The organism is Amycolatopsis sp. 3B14 (genome assembly GCF_050958625.1).
In the GTDB taxonomy this organism is placed as follows: domain Bacteria; phylum Actinomycetota; class Actinomycetes; order Mycobacteriales; family Pseudonocardiaceae; genus Amycolatopsis_E; species Amycolatopsis_E thermoflava.
Genome location: NZ_JBHZEN010000071.1, coordinates 1 through 18,293 on the forward strand (window position 1 = coordinate 1; position 18,293 = coordinate 18,293).

Sequence of the window (18,293 nt, forward strand, 5' to 3'; positions counted from 1 at the left end):
TCGCGCCGCAGCGCCAGCCTGGGCGGCACTGCGTGTGCCTACCCTGCACCCAACGCCAGCCTGCGCAGCACCGAGCGTGCCGCCTACCTTGCGCCCAACGCCGGCCTGCGCGGCGCTGGGTACCGTCGCGCCGCGGTTGAGGCTTCGTGGTCGCTCGGGCGCCACAGCTTGCCGCCGAAATCTCCTGGCCCGCGGTGCGGTCTCCGCATTGTCTGCCCTGGCAGGGCCCAGAACTCTCGCCGACCACCAGCGCCGCGGCCGGTGTCCTTACCGGCCGGGCCCGAGCACGCTCGTCAGGTGCAGGAGTCCGGTCGCGCTTCGAGCTCGGCCACCGCGCCCGGCCAGCGCCACCCTCAGCCAAAGCCGCCCACCAGCCGCGGCCGTTCGTCCACGGGTTCGGGGGTCAGCCCAGCCAGTCCTTGGTCGAGTAGTCGTCCTCCGGTTCGTCGGGGCGGGCGTGGCGGCCCCGGCGCGTCTGGGGTTCCGGTGGAGGCGCGTGGCGGTTGGTCGGTTCGGTCGCCATCTCGGGGTCCTCGAAGTCCATGCCCAGTGAGGCGTTGGGGTCGGACTTCTCGGGCAGCTCCCAGCCGGCGGCGGTCCTCGTGCGGGCGGCCTGCTCGGCGAGGCGCTGCACGGTGGCGGCGGCCTCCCGCGTGAGGTCGCCAGTGCGGGCCTCGCTCTCCGCGAGACTCGCCGCGACGCGGCGGCCGATCAGGTCCTGACGGGCGACGCGCTCGGCGGCGATCGCGTCGAGCTTCGTCTGGAACTCGCTCACCTGCGGGTTTCCTCCTCGTCCAGGGAGCCGCTGATGCGGCCACCCGAGCCGGGGCTGTCGAAGATGTCCCCGTCGACGCGGTAGGCGCGGGACGACCGCTCCGGATCGTCGCCGCCCTGGTTCCCGCCGGCGGGTGGCAGACCGCCGAGCATGCTCATCCCGCTCGGATCGACAGCCGCCCCGACGGGATCGAGCCCCGGCGCGGTGCCGAGGGTCGCCCCGGTCGCCGCGGGTGCCGAGGAGTGACCGAGCGAGCCGGGATCGCCGAGGGAGCCGCTCACCGCGCCCTGCCCGGCGAGCCCATCGGACACCCCACCCAGCGCGGCCGCCGAGGTGGTGTGCTCCTGACCGCCGAGCGACGGGTCGCCGGTAGCGCCCGGACCGACAGCCTCGGCGAGGTTCGGACCAGCACCAGCGGCGCCGGACATCGTCGCTTGGGTGCCATCGGGCGCGCCGTCGGCACCCGCGCCTTGAGCCTGATCGGGGAGGGGCCCGGAGGCAGCAGCCGGCTGGGCGAGGTCATCGAATGCGCCAGCCACCCACCGCTGGGCGGCATCGGCGAGGGAGATGGAATCTGCGGCGACAGCCGGCTGGTTGAGGCCGCCGAGTGCGCCAGGCGCGCCGAGGCGCTGGGCCGGGTCGGTGGAGAGGCCGGGGGCGGCACCGGGAGCGGCGGACCGACCGGCCGGCTCCTCACCCAGGGGATACGTCGCGGGGGCACCAGAAGCGAACCCAGCCCCGGAAGCGGCGGACCGACCGGCCGGCTCCTCACCGAGGGGATAGGTCGCGGGGGCACCGGGAGCGGCGGGCCGAGCGGCCGACTCCTCACCCAGGGGATAGGTCGCGGAGGCACCAGGAGCGAACCCAGCACCGGAAGCGGCGGACCGGGCGGCCGGCTCCTCACCGAGGGTGTAAGTCGTGGGGGTGCCGGTGCCGTCGTCGATCGTGACCACCGTGGGGCCGGTCTCGCCGGAGGGGCGTTCGGCTGTGATGTGCAGTGGGCCGTCGTCGATGTGGATTTTGCCGTCCCCGGCTGGGGTGTACGCGGGGGTCGCCGGGTCGGGGGTGCCCCACGTGAGCTGGTAGTCCTTCGGCGGGCCGTCGCCGTTGTCGATCTTGATGGCCATCCGGCCGGTCTGGTCCGGCTCGGACATCTCGAGCTTGCTGTCGCCCCGCTGGACCGTCAGCGTGTCCCGCTCGTCCGGCACCGGCGCGGCGGCCGGCACGACGGGCGCCACCGCCGGGGGCACGACCGGCGCGGCGGGCGGTGGCGTCGCGCCCGCGCCACCCGCCGAACCAGCGCCACCCGCCAAACCAGCGCCCCCCGCCGAGCCGGCACCACCCGACGAGCCCGCGCCACCTGCGAAACCCGCGCCACCCCCGCCGGAACCGCTCGCCCCACCACCACCGGAGCTACGAGACGCGACCGGCGCGGCCTCGCCGACCCCGGCGAACGGGTTGTCCGGCACCTGCTGCAACTCGGTGTTCAACGCCGACCACTGGGCCGCCACCGCCACGCGCGTGTTCTCGCACATCGCCTGGAACTCGCCGACGAAACCGGCGAACCAGCCGCAGAACTCCGCCAGCCAGCTCTTCGCCCACGACTGCACCGCGTCCAGCAGCTCGTCCGGCATCCCGAACGACGAGCCGACGACCAACTGCCCCGCCAACGGCGAATGCTGCCCCACCAGGAACGGGATGAAGTGCTTGAAGTCGTCCGCGCTGGCGTTGCGCCCCAGCTCGGCGATCCGCGCGAGCCGGTCGGTGTCCTGCGCCGTCAGGCCCTGCTGCTGCGGCCAAGTCTGGAACGCGTACTGCAGCACCCACGAAGCCTTGTCCCGACAAGACCCGGCGACGGCGGCGATCGTCCGGGTCACCACGTCCGCCGCGTGCTCCAGCGACTGCTCGACCGTCCTGACCCCGTCCCCGAACTTCGTCCAGGACGCCGCCGCCGCGCTCTTCCCGTCGCCCTCCCAGGAGCCGAACAACGCCTGCATCGCGGAGTTCTGCGACGGCGCGGCATCCGCGACCGACTCCCGCACCTGCACGATCTCGGTCACCCCGGCGGCGAACTTGTCGAACGGGATGTCACGCTGCTCGTCGTACCGGTCGATCAGCTCCTGCAGGCGGAAGTCCGGCAGCCCGGGCGCCGCCACCGCGCGCGCCCTGCTGTAGACGGGCAGCCAGGTGCGGAAGCTGTCCAGCCCCGCCGCGCCGGCGTCCAGGATCTCGTTCGAGTTCGCCGCCCCCGGGCTGGTGTCGGACCCCTTCAACGAGTCGAGGCGCGCCTTCCCGTCGCCGACCGCCCGCGCCTGCGCCTCGCGCGCGGCCTGCATGTTCGCGTCGTGCCTGCCCTGCGCCGCGGAGTACGCGTCGTAGGCGAAGGCGCCGTCCGTCAGGTCCCGGTCGGTGAACCCGAACCGATCCTGATAGGACTCCAGCAGCTGCTTCTTCTCGTCCTCGTTCCGGAAGCCGTAGACGACCGGGTCGACGTCACCGATCGCGTCGAAGTAGCGGACGAGCAGGGTCCGCTTGGTCTCGTCGTCGATCCCCGGGTCGTCGACGAGCTGCCGGACCTCCTCGATCGTGGGCAGCCGCTCCGCCATCAGCTCGCCGCCGTCCGCACGTCGCCCTGGGACCGGTCGTCCGCCGCGGTGTAGGACCCGCTCGCGCGGCCCAGTTTGTCCGCGAACTCACCGGAGGCCCGCACATAGCTGTCCACACAAGCCACCAGCCGCTGCACGCCCGCCTGGTACCCGGCGAAGGATTCGTGGTGCTTGCGGCCGAAGTCCTCGGCCGTGATCCGCACCTCCTTGAGGTTGGGCAGCGTGTACCGCAGCTGCGTCCCCGGCTCGTCCCGCACCGTGCCGGCGGCGGCGCTGAGCTGCTGCGGATCGACCTCGTACCCGGCCACGACCACTCCCCCTCGCTCCGTGTCGTGCACAGAATGTACCTACCGGGTACGACAATCCGCAGTCGGTTCAGGAGACGGACGAAACGACTCCGGCGAGGCGGTCCGCGGCGGCCTGGGCGGTCTCCTGCGCCGGCGCCTCGACCATCACCCGCACCAGCTGCTCGGTGCCGGACGGGCGCAGCAGGACGCGGCCCTCGTCGCCCAGCTCGGCCTCCACGGCCTCGACCGCTTCGCGCACGACGTCGGACTTCGCGACCGTCGCCTTGTCCGAGACCCGTACGTTGACCAGCACCTGGGGCAGCTTGCGCATCACCCCGGCCAGCTCGGCCAGCGGCTTGCCGGTCGACGCGACGCGGCTCATCACCCGCAGCGCGGTGAGCAGGCCGTCGCCGGTGGTGGCGAGCGCCGGGAACACCACGTGGCCGGACTGCTCGCCGCCCAGCGCGTACCCGCCCGCGCGCAGCTCCTCCAGCACGTACCGGTCGCCGACGGCCGTCGTGCGCAGGTTGACCTGGTGGTCGCGCATCGCCAGGTGCAGGCCGAGGTTGCTCATCACGGTCGCGACGAGGGTGTCGTGGGTCAGCTCCCCGGCCTCGGCCATCGCGAGCGCCAGGATCGCCATGATCTGGTCGCCGTCCACCAGTTCACCGGAGGCGTCCACGGCGAGGCAGCGGTCGGCGTCGCCGTCGTGGGCGATGCCCAGGTCGGCGCCGTGCTCGACCACCATCGCCTGGAGCTTCTCCGGGTGGGTCGAGCCGCAGCCCTCGTTGATGTTGATGCCGTCCGGCTCCGCGTGGATGGCGATGACCTCGGCGCCCGCCTTGCGGTAGACCTCGGGCGCGGCGAACGAGGCCGCGCCGTTGGCGCAGTCGACGACGATCCGCAGGCCGGTCAGCGGGTGCGGGGTGACCGCGAGCAGGTGGTTCGTGTAGCGCTCGAGGGCGTCGTCGACGTCGCTGACCCGCCCGATCTCCGCGCCGGTGGGGCGGGGGCCGTCACCGGTCAGGCCCGCCTCGATCTCGTCCTCGATGCCGTCCGGGAGCTTGTGCCCGCCGGAGGCGAAGAGCTTGATGCCGTTGTCCGGCATGGGGTTGTGGGACGCGGAGATCATCACGCCGAGGTCGGCTTCGAGCGCGCCGACCAGGTGGGCGACCGCGGGAGTCGGCTGGACGCCCACACGCAGGACGTCCGCGCCCGCCGACGCGAGGCCGGCCACGACGGCGGCCTCCAGCATCTCGCCGCTGGCCCGGGGGTCACGCCCGACGACCGCGACCGGACGGTGCGAGCGGTCGTGCGCGGCGAGCACGCGGGCCGCGCTGGCCGCCACGGACAGCGCCAGCTCCGGGGTCAGCTCCCCGTTGGCGAGGCCTCGTACCCCGTCGGTGCCGAAAAGGCGAGCCATCTCATCCTCTCCTCGAGCCGTGCAACCCCGACAACCTAGCGTCCCCCGATTCGACGGTAACGCTCCCCCGGAACATCGTCGCCAGGGTGCGTTCCGCTGGAAGAACGCCGTTTTCGCACGTTACATATCCAGCCCGTGTGTCACCTGGGCAGGAACGACGAAGGCGCCCACCCGGAACCGGATGGGCGCCTTCGCGTGGGACTGGCGCAGGTCAGCGCTTGCTGTACTGCGGAGCCTTACGGGCCTTCTTGAGGCCGTACTTCTTGCGCTCGGTCGCGCGCGCGTCGCGGGTCAGGAACCCGGCCTTCTTCAGCGCGGGGCGGTCGTCGGCGTCGACCTCGACCAGGGCGCGGGCGATCGCGAGGCGCAGCGCGCCCGCCTGGCCCGAGATGCCGCCACCGGTCAGGTTGCCGAAGATGTCGAACGAGTCCGGCTTCTCGACGGTCACCAGGGGCTCGCGGATGAGCTGCTGGTGCACCTTGTTCGGGAAGTACTCCTCCAGGCTGCGCCCGTTGAGCTTGAACTTGCCGGTGCCGGGGACGAGCCGCACGCGGACGACGGCCTCCTTGCGACGGCCGACGGTCTGGGCGGAGCCACCGGCAGCGCGGGACGGCCGCGGCGCGGCCGGCGTCTCGCTGGTCACGACCGCCTCGGTGGCCTCGGGGGCCTCGGTCTCGGTCTCCGTGCTGGTCACAGACACTTCCTCACTCACTTGGCGACCTGCGCGATCTTGGTGATCTCGAACGGCTGCGGCTGCTGCGCAGCGTGCGGGTGCTGCGGGCCTGCGTAGACCTTCAGCTTCTTCGCCTGGGCGCGGCCGAGCTTGTTCTTCGGCAGCATGCCCTTGACGACCTTCTCCAGCAGCCGGTCGGGCCGGGTGTCGAGCAGCTCGCCGAACGAGCGCTTGCGCAGACCGCCCGGGTAGCCGCTGTGCCGGTACGCGAACTTCTGGTCGCGCTTGTTACCGGTCAGGCGGACCTTCTCGGCGTTGACGATGATGACGAAGTCACCGGTGTCCACGTGTGGTGCATACGTGGGCTTGTGCTTGCCGCGCAGCAGCGTGGCGACCTCGGTCGCGAGCCGGCCGAGCACGACATCCTCGGCATCGATCACATGCCAGGCACGGGTGACATCGCCAGGCTTAGGGCTGTACGTGGGCAAGGGTTTACCTCGTGGTCAACGGTGCGTTTGGGGTCGAGTGCGTACCCAGCGCGAACGCTTGCTGCACGCACAACGACATATAAAGATACCCGCCGGGTTCGGCGACCTTGAAGGCGGGGTGTCCCCGGCTTACATACTAGGGTTGCGCGCAGTCGAGAACACGGTTTTCCGCCTGGAGGGGGCCACCGGCGTGTCCGCGCGAACGAGATCCAGCCTACCGAGGTTCACCGCGGTGCTCGCCACGGTGGCCCTGCTCGCCGGGTGCGGCAGTGCCAAGGCGGGGACGCCCGTGCCCGACGGCGAGGACGCCGCCGCGTACGTGAGCGCGAAGTTCGACGACACGCTCAACAAGCTGTCCGACCAGTTCAGCGCCAACGAGACCAGGAAGACCCGGCTGGACCAGGTGGTTCGCTTCGACGAGCGGCGCCTGAACGCGACGATCAGCGCCGTCCAGCTGGGGCACCCGCCCGCGCGGCTGAGCCGCAACCACTCGAACCTCGACTCGAACGAGTACCTGGACGTCTACCACCCGGCCAACAGCCCGGTCGAGTACATGCTGCTCGGGCCCGTGTACGCGAGCCTCGCGCCGACACCGTGGGTGCAGATGCCGTACACGTCGGGCCAGTACAACGAGTGCTACTGGGAGGGCGCGCAGACGGTCTGCAAGATGCTCGGCGCCGTGCAGGACTCGGTGGAGGGCGGCCACGGCGCGAAGCGCGCCAACAGCAAGCCCGACGGCAGCGTCGAGCTGATGGCCGAGGTGACCCTGACCGCGTTCATCGACAACGACGTGGTGACCTTCCCCGCCGCGATCAGCGCCGAGCTGACGGCCGAGATGAAGGCTCAGACGCTGCAGACGCGCGTCGTGCTGGACCCGCGGGGCAAGCTGACCGAGATCGAGATGACCGGCAAGATCACCGGCAACGGGCACGAGCTGGAGATCGACTACCACTACCGGCTCGACGGCACGCCGTCCGAGGTCGACCTGCCGAAGATCCCGGACCCGTCGCAGGTCACGGTGCTGGCAGACAGCGCGGCGGTGGCGGATTTCTACGCCCGGATGGACGACATCCAGGGGCAGGGCAGGTGAATGGCGTGAACCAGCCGCAACAGCCGGGGTGGCAGCCAGGACAGCAGAATCCCGCCAGCGGACCGGTCCCCCAGTCCTGGGGACAGCAGGGCCCGGCCGGCGGGCCGGTTCCACCGCAGTGGGGCCAGCAGCCCGCTGACCAAGCGGGCGCTACCGCACCCTGGGGCAAGCCCAGCCAGCAGAACCCCGCCAGCGGACCGGTCCCCCAACCGTGGGGGCAACAGCCCACCGAAGCCGGCCCGGTACCGCCAGGGCAGAACTGGGGCCAGCAGGGCCCGGCCAGCGGACCGGTCCCCCAGCCCTGGGGGCAACAGCCCACCGAAACCGGCCCGGTACCGCCCGGGCAGAACTGGGGCCAGCAGGGCCCGGCCAGCGGGCCAGTCCCCCAGCCCTGGGGCCAGCACCAAACCGGCCAGGTGCCGCCGGGCCAGGGGTGGAACCAGCAGCCCGGCCAGGCACAGCACCAACCTGCCCCCGGCCCGGGGACCGGACCTCAGCCGCAGCAGGGCGGGCAGTGGCAGCCGAGCTACGGGGGGTTCGGCGCGTTCGGCGAGCAGAAGCCCAAGCGCTCCAAGAAGCCGTTCCTGATCGGCGCCGCGGTGGTCGTGCTGCTCGGCGGGGGTGGTGTCGGCGCCTGGCTGCTCGGCGCGTTCCAGGGGGACACCCTCGACCAGGCCGCGGTCCAGGACGGCGTCGTCAAGATCCTCCGCGAGGACTTCGGCGAGGGGGACGTCAAGAACGCCCAGTGCCCCGATGACCAGCCGGTCCGCACGGGCGCCACGTTCGAATGCACGGTGACCGTTGCGGGACAACCGAAAAAGGTCACCGTCCGCGTGCTCAACGACCAGGCGCAGTACGAAGTCGGAATGCCGCGCTGACCAACGGAAAAGGGCCCCGGCGCACGCCGGGGCCCTTTTCCGGGAAATACTCAGCCGCCGAACATCTTGGTGATGCCGGTGTCGGTGGACTGGTAGCCGTCCGCGATCTGCGGCAGCGCGGTGGCGATGCGGGCGAGGAGACCCTTCATGTCCTCCAGCGCGCGGTTCCACTCCTCCTGCCGGTCGTGCCACGCCTGCTGCGCGTCACCGGTCCAGCTGTTGGTCAGCGGAGCGAGGTCCGACTTCAGCTGGGTGAAGAGGTTCTCCAGCTCGCCGCCGGTCTTGTTGCAGTCCGTGGCGGCCTGGTGGATGGTGGCGTAATCGACCTTCATCGGGCCCGACATGATTGTCCTTTCTGGTCTGGAAGTCAGGTGTGGTGACGGCGCTCAGGCCGCGATCACAGGCCCTCGAGAGCGGCCTGGAGCGAGCTCAGCTGCTGGTTGACTTCCTGGTCCTGCACCTCGTACTGGACACCGGAGGACTTGAGCATCTCGCCGATGTGCTCGAGCGCGTCGTTCAGCTTCGCCGACTTCTGGGCGAACGCGTCCATGACGTCCTGGAACACCTTGGCCGCCGGACCGGTCCAGCCCGCCTGCGTGGCCTCGATGTTGTTGGCCAGCTGCATCAGGTTCTGGTCCATCGCCAGCTTGGCCTCGGACACCTTCAGGTGCGCGGCCGCGAATTCTGCCGGATCCCCTTCAAAGCCGCCTGCCATGAGGAACTACCCCCTTCGTCGTGGTGTTGTCCGTAACGATCCCAACCGCCTTACGGACCTACGACGATGACCTTGCCATGGCCGGTTCCGCCTTGTCCCGCCGTTCGCGGAAGTAGTTGCGCGTGTGAATGCCGCGCTCACCCGAACGGGTTTTCACGCGCTGATGTTGAGCGTCCGGATCACCTGCGTGCACGCGGCGTTCACCCGCTCACGCGCGTTTTCGTTCGCGTACACGCATCCGACGTTCACCTGGACGTTCCCCTGCGCGAGCGCGTACCAGTCGATCGACGCGTTCTGGCCGGGCAGGTTCTGGTGGTAGAAGACCACTTTCCGGCCGGCGTAGGTGGCTTCCGGGTTGAACCCGGAGTACTGCGCCGGCGCCGCCTCGATTTGCGAGCGCAACTCACTGACGAGCCGGCCGGGATCGGCCGACGCGTCGTAGGACAGCGGGTGCTCCTGGACCGACACCGAGTCGAACTGCTGCTGCGCGTCGTCCGGTTTGATCAGCGTCTCCCGCAGGTCCGGCGAGCCACCGGTCTGCGTCCAGTCCTGCGGCGCGGTGAACTGGTAGTGGTACTGCGCGACGACCTTCCCCGGCGGCGGTTCCGGCTCCCCGTCCGCGCTCAACACCAGCACCAGCCCGGCCACCACGGCGACGACCAGCACGGCCGCGCCGCCGATGATCCACGGCAGCTTCGGCTTCTTCCGCGCCGGTGGCGCGGGAATCCCGCGCGGCGGCGAACCCGGGCCGGAGCCGTGGTGGGCGGGGCGCGGCGGCCCGGGCGGCGGGCGGCGCACGCCCTGCGGCGCGTGGCGCGGCACGGCCGGACCGCTGAACCCGCCGGGCGGTGTCGGCGGCCGCGGCGAGAACCCCGGGCGGGGCGCGTTCGGGTTGCGCACGACCTCGGTGCGCTGGTCGGCGAGCTGCCGGGCGGGCACGCGCGGCGGCGGCGCCGCGGGCGCCTTCTGGACCGCGAGCAGCGCGCCACGCGCGACCACCGTCTCCGGCTGGTCCAGAGTGGTCGGAACCACGCCGGTGCGCTCGTGGACAAGCCGGGAGATCATCGGGATCCGGCTCGACCCGCCGACCAGGAAGATCGCACTGAGCTGCTTCGGGCGCAGCTCGGCCTCCTCGATCGCGGCGCAGGTCAGCTCGACCGCGCGGCCCAGCGGCGCGGCGACCAGGCGCTCCAGATCCTCGCGCGTCACGTGCGCGTCGGCGAACGGCGGCGGCATCGGCACGTCGGTGTAGGCGTGCCGGGACAACGTTTCCTTGGCGCCACGCACGTCCTGGCGCAGCACGCGGCGACGGCGCCGGTCGGTCAGCTCGCGACCCTCGACGAGCTGGCGCCACGCGTCCGGGTCCGCCGAGGACACCAGGCTGCCGACGTGCTCCAGCAGCAACTGGTCGACGTCGGCGCCGCCGAAGCTCGGGTCGCCCCGGGTGGCCAGGACCTGGAACCCGCCGCGGTGGCCGGGCACCCGGCTCACGACGCTCACGTCCACTGTGCCGCCGCCGAGGTCGAGCACGGCCAGTGTCGCGCCGGGACGATTGCTGATCTCCACCGTGCGGTCGGAGTTGATCTCCTCGGGCGCGAAGGTGGCGGCGTGGAACACCGCGGCCGCGACCGGTTCCGGCACGAGCGTGACCTCGCGGGCCAGACCGCTCGCGGCCTGGCGCAGCAGCCGGGTGCGGACCGCGCCCCAGTCGGCCGGGTGGGTCAGCACGAGCAGCCCGACCTCGGCGTTGCTGGCGAGGCGGCGCGCCTCGGTGACGGCTCGTTCCAGCACCGCCCGCACGACGTCGGTGACCCGCAGGACGCGGTCGCCGAGCAGCAGCTCGCCCTCGTCGATGCGGCGCTTCGGGTTCGGCTCGTAGCGCGACGGGTCCATCGCGGCCTGCCGGTCGGCCTCCTGCCCGACGAACAGCGTGCCGTCGGCCGCCGCGTACACGGCCGAGGACATGAGCGGCTGCCCGTCCACGACGACCACCTGCGGCGGCCGCCCGTTCAGCGCGGCCACCACGCACGTGCTCGACGTCCCGAAGTCCACTGCGACGCGCAAGGTCACGAGGCGCCCCCGCGAAACGGCACCAGAGCCGCGCCACGGCCCTGGTGCCCCGCTCCGATGTGGACGGTCCTGATCAGTCCGGCTGGATCCACGACACCTGCATCAACTGCTTGCCGACCTTGCGGCTCACCAGCACACCACGGCCCGGCGGCATCGCGGACGGCTTGACGTTGCCCAGCAGCTGGCCCTCGTCCTTGCTGCCGTTCATCACGATGCCCGGCGCCGCGATCTCCTTCAGCTTGCCGATGATCGGGTCGTAGGCCGCCCGCGACGCGCCACCCGTGCGGCGCACCACGACCATGTGCAGGCCGACGTCCTTCGCCTGGGCCAGGAACTCCGACAACGGCTTGAGCGGGTTGGACGTCTGCGTGGCCACCAGGTCGTAGTCGTCGACCACGATGAACAGCTCCGGGCCCTTCCACCAGGACCGGTTGCGCAGCTGCTCCTGCGTGACGTCCGGCCCGGGCAGCCGCCGGGTCATCGACCCCACGATGTCCTTGACCATGCCGTCGAGCTGGTTGGCCGACACCGCGTAGCCGAGCAGGTGGTTGCCCTCCACGAACCCGAGCATCGTGCGCCGGTAGTCCACCAGCACGATGACCGCTTCCTTCGCCGTGTACCGCTCGGTGATCCCGCGCGTGATCTGCCGCAGCAGGTTCGTCTTGCCGGACTCGCCGTCGGCGAAGGCGATGAAGTGCGGGTCGGCGTCGAAGTCCAGGTAGACCGGCGCCAGCTCGTCCTCGTTGATGCCGATCGGGATGAGCTTGGTGTGCCGCTGCTTGTCCATCGACAGCACGTCCTCGTAGGACACCATCTCCGGCAGCAGCCGCACCTGCGGCGCCGGACGGCCCGGCCAGGCCGCCTTGATCTTCGCGACCGCGTCCGCGACGCCGGCGCCGATCGTCTCCGGGTCGCTCGACCCGTCGATCCGCGGCAGGCCGATCAGCATGTGCAGCCGGTCGCGGGTCAGGCCGCGGCCGGGACGGCCCTCGGGCACGTTCACCGCGGTCCGCCGGTCGATGTCGGATTCGCTCGGGTCACCGAGCCGCAGCTCGAAACGCGTGCCCAGCATGTCCTTGATGGCCGGGCGGATGTCCGCCCACCGATTCGCGGAGATGATCACGTGCACGCCGTAGGCCAGGCCGCGCTGGGCCAGCGCGGTGATCTGCGGCTCCAGCTCCTCGAAGTCGTCGCGCAGGGCGCGCCAGCCGTCGACGATCAGGAACGCGTCGCCGAACGGGTCCTGCTCCGGGGTGATCTCGCCGCGCCGCTTGCGGTTGCGGAAGTCGGCCATCGAGTCGATGCCCAGCTGCCCGAACAGGCCTTCCCGCTCGTTGGCGAGCGCGTTCAGCTCGGCCACGATGCGGCGGGCCTTGTCCGGCTCGCGCCGGGCCACCGCGACACCACCGACGTGCGGCAGGTCGGAGAGGCCGGCGAGCGTGCCACCACCGAGGTCGATGCAGTAGAACTGCGCCTCCTCCGGCGTGTTGGCCAGCGACAGCGACATGATCAGCGTGCGCAGCAGGGTCGACTTGCCCGACTGCGGACCGCCGACGATCACACCGTGGCCGGCCGCGCCGGAGAAGTCCGCCCACAGCGGGTCGCGCCGCTGCTCGAACGGCCGGTCGACGATGCCGATCGGCACCTGCAGCTTGCCGTTGCCGAAGAAGCCCACCGGCGACAGACCGCGGTCGTCCGTCGGGTTGAGGTTCGGCAGCAGCGTGTCCAGCGAGTTCGACTCGTCGAGCGGCGGCAGCCACACCTCGTGCGCGGGCGGGCCCTGGCCGATCAGGCGGTCGACGATGACCTCGAGCTCGGTCGGCTCGGTGCCCTCCTCCTGCTGCGGCTGGGGCGCGGCCTCGACGCGCACCGGCTCCGGCTCGGGCTCCGGCGGCAGCTCCACGAAGTCGGGCACGAACAGCTGCGGCCGCTTGTCCGCACGCACGACGTTGGCCACCGGCCCGGCCGCCTGCATCCCGGCGGGCCGGTACGGACCGGACACGTAGGACGCCTTGAACCGGACCATCGTGGACGTGTCGTACTTCAGGTACCCCGAACCCGGGATCGACGGCAGCTCGAACGCGTCCGGCACGCCGATCGCGGCCCGGGACTCCGCGGCGGAGAACGTCTTCAGACCGATCCGGTAGGACAGGAACGTGTCCAGACCACGCAGCTTGCCCTCCTCCAGCCGCTGCGAGGCGAGCAGCATGTGCATCTGCAGCGACCGGCCGACGCGGCCGATCTGGAGGAAGATGTCGATGAAGTCCGGCTTCGCCGTCAGCATCTCGGAGAACTCGTCGATGCAGATGAACAGCGCGGGCAGCGGGTCGAGGTCGGCGCCGTTCTCGCGGGCCTTCTCGTAGTCCCAGACGTTCTTGTAGTTGCCCTTCGCGAGCACTTCCTGGCGCCGCGCGACCTCGCCCGCGATCGCGTCCTTCATGCGGTCGACCAGCGTCAGGTCACCGGCCAGGTTGGTGATCGTCGCGGCGACGTGCGGGGCCTTGTCCAGGCCGAGGAACGTCGCACCACCCTTGAAGTCGACCAGAATCATGTTCAGCGTCGTGCTGGAGTGCGTGGCCAGCAGGCCGAGCACCAGCGTGCGCAGGAACTCCGACTTACCGGAACCGGTCGCCCCGATGCACAGGCCGTGCGGGCCCATGCCCTCCATCGCGGCTTCCTTGATGTCCAGCTCGACGGCCTGCCCGAACTCGCCGATCCCGAACGGCACACGGTAGCGGTCGCGCACCGGGCGCGGCCGCCAGGCCTGCTGCACGTCGAACGTCATCGGGTCGCCCGGGATGCCGAGCAGCTCCAGCAGCGTCGGGTTGGACAGCAGCGGCTCGTCCTCGCTGGCCTCCTGCGCCGCGCTGCCGACCCGGTACGGCGCGAGCTTGCGGGCCAGCGCCTCGCACTCGACGACGCTGAGGGTGTCCGGCTTGCCGAACCACTCGATGCCGCCGCCGCTGCGCGCGCCGACGCGTTCCTTCTCCACGACCAGGCGCAGGCCGCGGCGCGCGGCGAGGTTGCCCAGCGAGTCGGAGAGGTCGATCAGCGTGACGCCGACCAGGCCCTCCTCGAGGATGATCTGCTCCTCGCGGGTGACCTCGGCGTCGTCCAGCACGATCACGATGTGCGGCTGGTCCGGCGACGGCGTCGCGTTGCGCGAGAACCGCGGCCGGTCGCGCAGCTCCGCGTCCAGCCACTGCTCGATCTGCGCGAGCGAACCGGCCATCATGCGCAGCTGGCCGATGCCGTCGGCCAGCTCGGGGTGCTGGACGTGCGGCAGCCACTTCGCCCACTCCCACTCGGCCTTCGCGCGGCCGGTGGTGGCGAACGCGAGCAGCACGTCGTCACAGCTGTGGAAGGTGACCAGCTGGGCCAGCATCGCCCTGGTCAGACCGCGGGTCAGCTCCTTGTCGCCGCTCAGGCTCACCGCCGCGAACCCGCGCAGCGTGATCTGGGTGGGCAGGTCGGGGACGATCGAGTGGGCGCGCACGAACCGGCGCAGCGCCAGCGTGGCGATCGGCTCCAGCTCGTCGACCGGGCCGGTCTGCGGCGGCACCAGGCGCGTCGCCAGCCGGTGCGAGCTGCGCCCGACGCGCAGGTGCAGGAAGTCCTGGTCGTTCTGACGGCGCTCCCACATGCGGCGGCTCGCGGCCAGCGACCACAGCGCCTGCGGATCCGGGTGCACCCACTCCAGCGACGCGCGCTGCTCGGCCATCGCCTCGCGGGCCCGCTCGCGCATCTGCCCGAGGTACCGCAGGTAGTCCTTGCGGTCCTCGTTCATCTCGGCCTTCTTGGCCCCGCCGCTCTTGCCGCCGCCGGCGAACATCCCGCCCATCGACATGAGCATCATCAGCGGGAACATCAGCGTCAGCGGGCTGCGCGCCGCCGATCCGCCGGTGGTGAACATGACGACGACCATGCCCATGGTGGCCACGATCATGACCACGGGCATCATCTTCTGGACGACGTTGCCCGGGATCGTGCGGGGCACCTCGGGCGGCGGTTCGAGGTGGACCTCACCACCCGGTGGGCGCGGCGCAGCAAGCCGTGGTGACCTCTTGAACTGCAGCGTGCTCACCGAAGGGTCCCCTCTTCAAGTCGTCCTGCTCCTCCAGCGCCCACACGGTAGCGAACAACGGCCTCTTCCGAGGCCGAGACCGCCCAACCCGGCACCGATTGCCCGAATCCACCCCCGTGGCGGAGCCAGGTGCAGTAATACTAGGACCGCCCACCGACAGTCCGGAACGATCCGCGGGTGCACGTTGGGCAGGAATTCACGGGCAGCGGCTGCCGCGGACACGGTCGTTCGGTATAAGTAGCCCGCAGCATTCTCTCGGGTAGGGGGCAGGCAAGTGGCAACGGGCACGACGGTATTCAGCAGGGTGACGGTGGTCGCGCCCCGGACCAGGATCGACGTGGCGCTGCCCGCCGACGTCGCGGTCGCCGACCTGATGCCGATGCTGCTCGACATGGCCAGGGAGACCTCGCCGGACGGCGGCGCCCGCCACGGCGGCTGGGCGCTGGCCAAGCTGGGCGACGCGCCGCTCGACCCGAGCCGGACGCTCGCCTCGCTCGGCATCGTCGACGGCGACCTGCTGCAGCTGCGCAAGCGCAACGACAACCCGCCGCCGCCGCTGTACGACGACGTGGTCGACGCGATCGCCGACGCCCAGCCGGACACGTTCCGGCCGTGGACCAAGGAGACCGCGCGGCGCATCGGGCACATCGCGGGCGGCCTGGCGCTGTTCACCGCGGCCGTGGCCCTGTTCTTCGGCGGCCCGCTGTTCGGCGGAAACGGCCTGGCCGCCGCGCTCACCGCGGGTGTCGCCGCGATCGCCTGCCTCGCGGTCGGCGCGACGCTGGCGAAGGCCTACCAGGCCGAGGCGACCGGGGTGGTGATCGCCGCCGCGGGCGGGCTGCCGTTCGCGTTCGTCGCCGGTTTCTACGCCGTGCCCGGACTGACCGTGCGGGCCAACCTGCTGCTGGCCAGCGGGCTCGTGGTGATCCTGGCCGCGGTCGCGATCATGATCATGGGCGCGGGCATCACGACGTTCATCGCCGCCGCCACGGCCGGTGTGATCGGGGTGGTCGCGTTCACCATCGCGACCCTGATCGCGCACCCGGCGGCCGGCATCGCCGCGGGCACCGCGGCCGGCGCGCTGGCGCTGATCTCCCTGCTGCCGCGCGCGACGATCTGGCTGGCCAAGCTGCCGCTGCCGCACGTGCCGGGCACCGCGGAGGAGCTCAAAGAGGACACGACGTTCCCGGACTACGCCGAGATCGAGCGCCGCACGGCCGTCGCCCACAACTACATGACCGGCCTGCTGATCGGGTGCGGCAGCGCGACCGCGATCGCCGCGATCATCACCGCGACCGCGCCCGGCGTGTGGGGCATCCTCACCGCCGCCGTCGCGACGATGGTGCTGCTGCTGCGCGCCCGCTCCTACGCCAACGGCAGCCAGGCCGTCGCGCTGCTGACCACCGGCATCGTGTCGGGCGCCGGCATCCTGATCGGCTGGCTGGGCACGCAGACCCCGATGGGCCGCCTGCTGTGGGTGTTCGGCGCGCTGGTGATCATCGGCGCGGGTTCGCTGGTGGTCGGCGTCGTGTTCCCCAACCAGCGGTTCTCGCCGCCGCTGCGCCGCACCGTCGAGATCTTCGAGGCGATCTGCATCGCCACCGTGCTGCCGCTCGCGCTGGCCGTCATGGACCTGTACGCCACGCTGCGGCACATCTCGTTCGGCTGAGCATGATTCGAGGGGGAACTCGCGTGCGGAGACTCGGTGCGCCCGGCCGGACGGCGACCGTCCTGCTGGCGGCGTCGATCGGCGTCCTGGCGACCGGGACGGCCCAGGCGCAGACGGGCGGCACCGGCTCCGGCGGGTACTGGGCGGTGCCGCCGCCGTTCGTCGCCAGCTACCTGCCGAGCGACAACGGTGGCCGCAACAGCTTCGACTACCAGCAGAAGAACGCCTGCGTGACGCGCGACCTCGGGCAGAAGGAGGTCGTGCTGCGGGAGAAGCCGTGGGGCCAGCAGTACCTCCAGATCGAGGAGGCCCAGCAGCTCGCCCGCGCCAAGACCGGTTCGGCGGGCGGCGGCATCCGGGTCGCGGTGATCGACACCGGCGTGACCCGGCACCCGTACCTGCCTCGGCTGGAGGGCGGCGGTGACTACGTTTCGGCCGGTGACAACGGCCTGAACGACTGCGACGGTCACGGCACCGAGGTGGCCGGGATCATCGCCGCGCAGACGCCGCAGGACCAGATCGGGTTCACCGGCGTCGCGCCCGATTCGACGATCGTGTCGATCCGGCAGTCCAGTCAGAACTACTCCAAACCGGACTCCGCGGGCGGCACCAGCGGCCAGCAGACCGGTGGACGGCAGCAGAACGACGCGAACGGCGCGGGCACCACGCTGTCGCTGGCGCAGGCGATCGTGCGCGCGGTGAACCTGAATGTCGACGTGATCAACATGTCGGTGGACAACTGCCGGCCGGCGGACGGCTCGATCACCGACGGCGAGCGGGCGATCCAGGCCGCGGTGCGGTACGCCGTGGACCGGAACGTGGTGGTCGTCGCCGCGGCGGGCAACACGTCCGAGACGTGCCCGCAGAACGACCAGGCCGACCCGAACAAGCCCCGGTCGATCGTGACGCCCCCGTGGTTCTCCGACGACGTGCTGTCGGTGGCGGCGATCGACGAGACCGGCGGGGTGGCGCCGTTCAGCGTGCACGGGCCGTGGGTGAGCGTGGCCGCCCCGGGCACGAACATCATCTCGCTGGACCCGTCGAAGGGCTCGTCGCAGCTGGCGAACCAGACGATCGAGAACGACAAGGCGACGCCCATCCAGGGGACGAGCTTCGCGGCGCCGTACGTGGCCGGGGTGGCGGCGCTGGTGGCCGCGCAGTACCCGAACCTGAACGCCCGGCAGATCATGAACCGCATCCGGGTGACCGCGCAGCACCCCGGCGCGCAGGGCGGACGGGACAACTTCACCGGTTTCGGCGTGGTCAACCCGGTGGCGGCGCTGACCGCGATCGTGCCCGCCGAGGAGGGCCTGGCCGCAGAGGCGGGCAGGCAGTTGCCGTCCGGGCTGCCGGACGCGTCGCCGAAGAACTGGACGCCGATGATCGTGGCGCTGGCCGGCACCGGCGGCGGCTTGGTGGTCCTGCTGGTCGTCATGTTCGTGATGAGGACCATTCGCCGCACACGCGCCTGATCTTTGAACAACACCCGAGCTGGGTGGTCATCCCGGTGGCTTTCCGGCGAGGACTCTTTTGAT

The 18,293-nt window shown here is 71.4% G+C and carries 14 protein-coding genes; 4 read left to right on the top strand and 10 right to left on the bottom strand.

The features are described 5' to 3' along the window. Positions 1–403 precede the first annotated feature (403 nt). The 6 genes from ACCP09_RS34375 to rplM all read right to left on the bottom strand — a co-directional run bounded on the left by ACCP09_RS34375 (position 404) and on the right by rplM (position 6,252). Positions 404–775, bottom strand: a complete 372-nt coding sequence (locus ACCP09_RS34375) for a hypothetical protein (RefSeq protein WP_433752965.1) — start codon at positions 773–775, stop codon at positions 404–406. Further along, on the bottom strand, positions 772–3,381 hold the full coding sequence (locus ACCP09_RS34380; RefSeq protein WP_433752967.1) for a WXG100 family type VII secretion target: 2,610 nt from the start codon (positions 3,379–3,381) through the stop codon (positions 772–774). The genes ACCP09_RS34375 and ACCP09_RS34380 overlap by 4 nt, the downstream gene beginning before the upstream one ends. Then, positions 3,381–3,719, bottom strand: a complete 339-nt coding sequence (locus ACCP09_RS34385) for a hypothetical protein (RefSeq protein WP_433752969.1) — start codon at positions 3,717–3,719, stop codon at positions 3,381–3,383. The genes ACCP09_RS34380 and ACCP09_RS34385 overlap by 1 nt, the downstream gene beginning before the upstream one ends. A gap of 37 nt (positions 3,720–3,756) precedes the next feature. Continuing rightward, the gene (gene glmM, locus ACCP09_RS34390) at positions 3,757–5,091 is read right to left on the bottom strand and encodes a phosphoglucosamine mutase (RefSeq protein WP_027932609.1); all 1,335 of its coding nucleotides are present in this window, start codon (positions 5,089–5,091) and stop codon (positions 3,757–3,759) included. 211 nt (positions 5,092–5,302) lie between these two features. Further along, entirely contained in the window at positions 5,303–5,785 is a 483-nt protein-coding gene (rpsI, locus tag ACCP09_RS34395; RefSeq protein WP_017986651.1) for a 30S ribosomal protein S9, read from the bottom strand. A 14-nt stretch (positions 5,786–5,799) separates the two neighbouring features. Beyond that, positions 5,800–6,252 (bottom strand): 50S ribosomal protein L13, encoded by a 453-nt coding sequence (gene rplM, locus ACCP09_RS34400; protein ID WP_020420002.1) that lies wholly within the window; start codon positions 6,250–6,252, stop codon positions 5,800–5,802. Positions 6,253–6,484: 232 nt separating this feature from the next. On the opposite strand from rplM, the gene ACCP09_RS34405 reads away from it, so the two are divergent. Continuing rightward, positions 6,485–7,342: a hypothetical protein gene (locus ACCP09_RS34405; RefSeq protein WP_027932611.1), complete on the top strand. Its 858-nt coding sequence runs from the start codon at positions 6,485–6,487 to the stop codon at positions 7,340–7,342. Between the two features lie 416 nt (positions 7,343–7,758). Next, the gene (locus tag ACCP09_RS34410; protein ID WP_433752973.1) at positions 7,759–8,220 is read left to right on the top strand and encodes a DUF4333 domain-containing protein; all 462 of its coding nucleotides are present in this window, start codon (positions 7,759–7,761) and stop codon (positions 8,218–8,220) included. 50 nt (positions 8,221–8,270) lie between these two features. Here the strand turns inward: ACCP09_RS34410 and ACCP09_RS34415 are convergent, their stop codons facing one another. From ACCP09_RS34415 to ACCP09_RS34430, 4 genes are all read right to left on the bottom strand, one after another. Beyond that, positions 8,271–8,552 (bottom strand): WXG100 family type VII secretion target, encoded by a 282-nt coding sequence (locus tag ACCP09_RS34415; protein WP_017986647.1) that lies wholly within the window; start codon positions 8,550–8,552, stop codon positions 8,271–8,273. A 65-nt stretch (positions 8,553–8,617) separates the two neighbouring features. Next, entirely contained in the window at positions 8,618–8,935 is a 318-nt protein-coding gene (locus tag ACCP09_RS34420; protein WP_017986646.1) for a WXG100 family type VII secretion target, read from the bottom strand. 153 nt (positions 8,936–9,088) lie between these two features. Next, complete coding sequence (locus tag ACCP09_RS34425) at positions 9,089–11,005, bottom strand: type VII secretion-associated protein (protein ID WP_433752975.1); 1,917 nt, start codon at positions 11,003–11,005, stop codon at positions 9,089–9,091. A gap of 73 nt (positions 11,006–11,078) precedes the next feature. Then, on the bottom strand, positions 11,079–15,089 hold the full coding sequence (locus ACCP09_RS34430; RefSeq protein WP_027932614.1) for a type VII secretion protein EccC: 4,011 nt from the start codon (positions 15,087–15,089) through the stop codon (positions 11,079–11,081). A gap of 304 nt (positions 15,090–15,393) precedes the next feature. On the opposite strand from ACCP09_RS34430, the gene eccD reads away from it, so the two are divergent. Both eccD and mycP read left to right on the top strand, forming a co-directional pair. Further along, complete coding sequence (gene eccD / locus ACCP09_RS34435; protein ID WP_027932615.1) at positions 15,394–16,758, top strand: type VII secretion integral membrane protein EccD; 1,365 nt, start codon at positions 15,394–15,396, stop codon at positions 16,756–16,758. Positions 16,759–16,781: 23 nt separating this feature from the next. Beyond that, complete coding sequence (gene mycP / locus ACCP09_RS34440; protein WP_433752978.1) at positions 16,782–18,230, top strand: type VII secretion-associated serine protease mycosin; 1,449 nt, start codon at positions 16,782–16,784, stop codon at positions 18,228–18,230. Positions 18,231–18,293 lie beyond the last annotated feature (63 nt).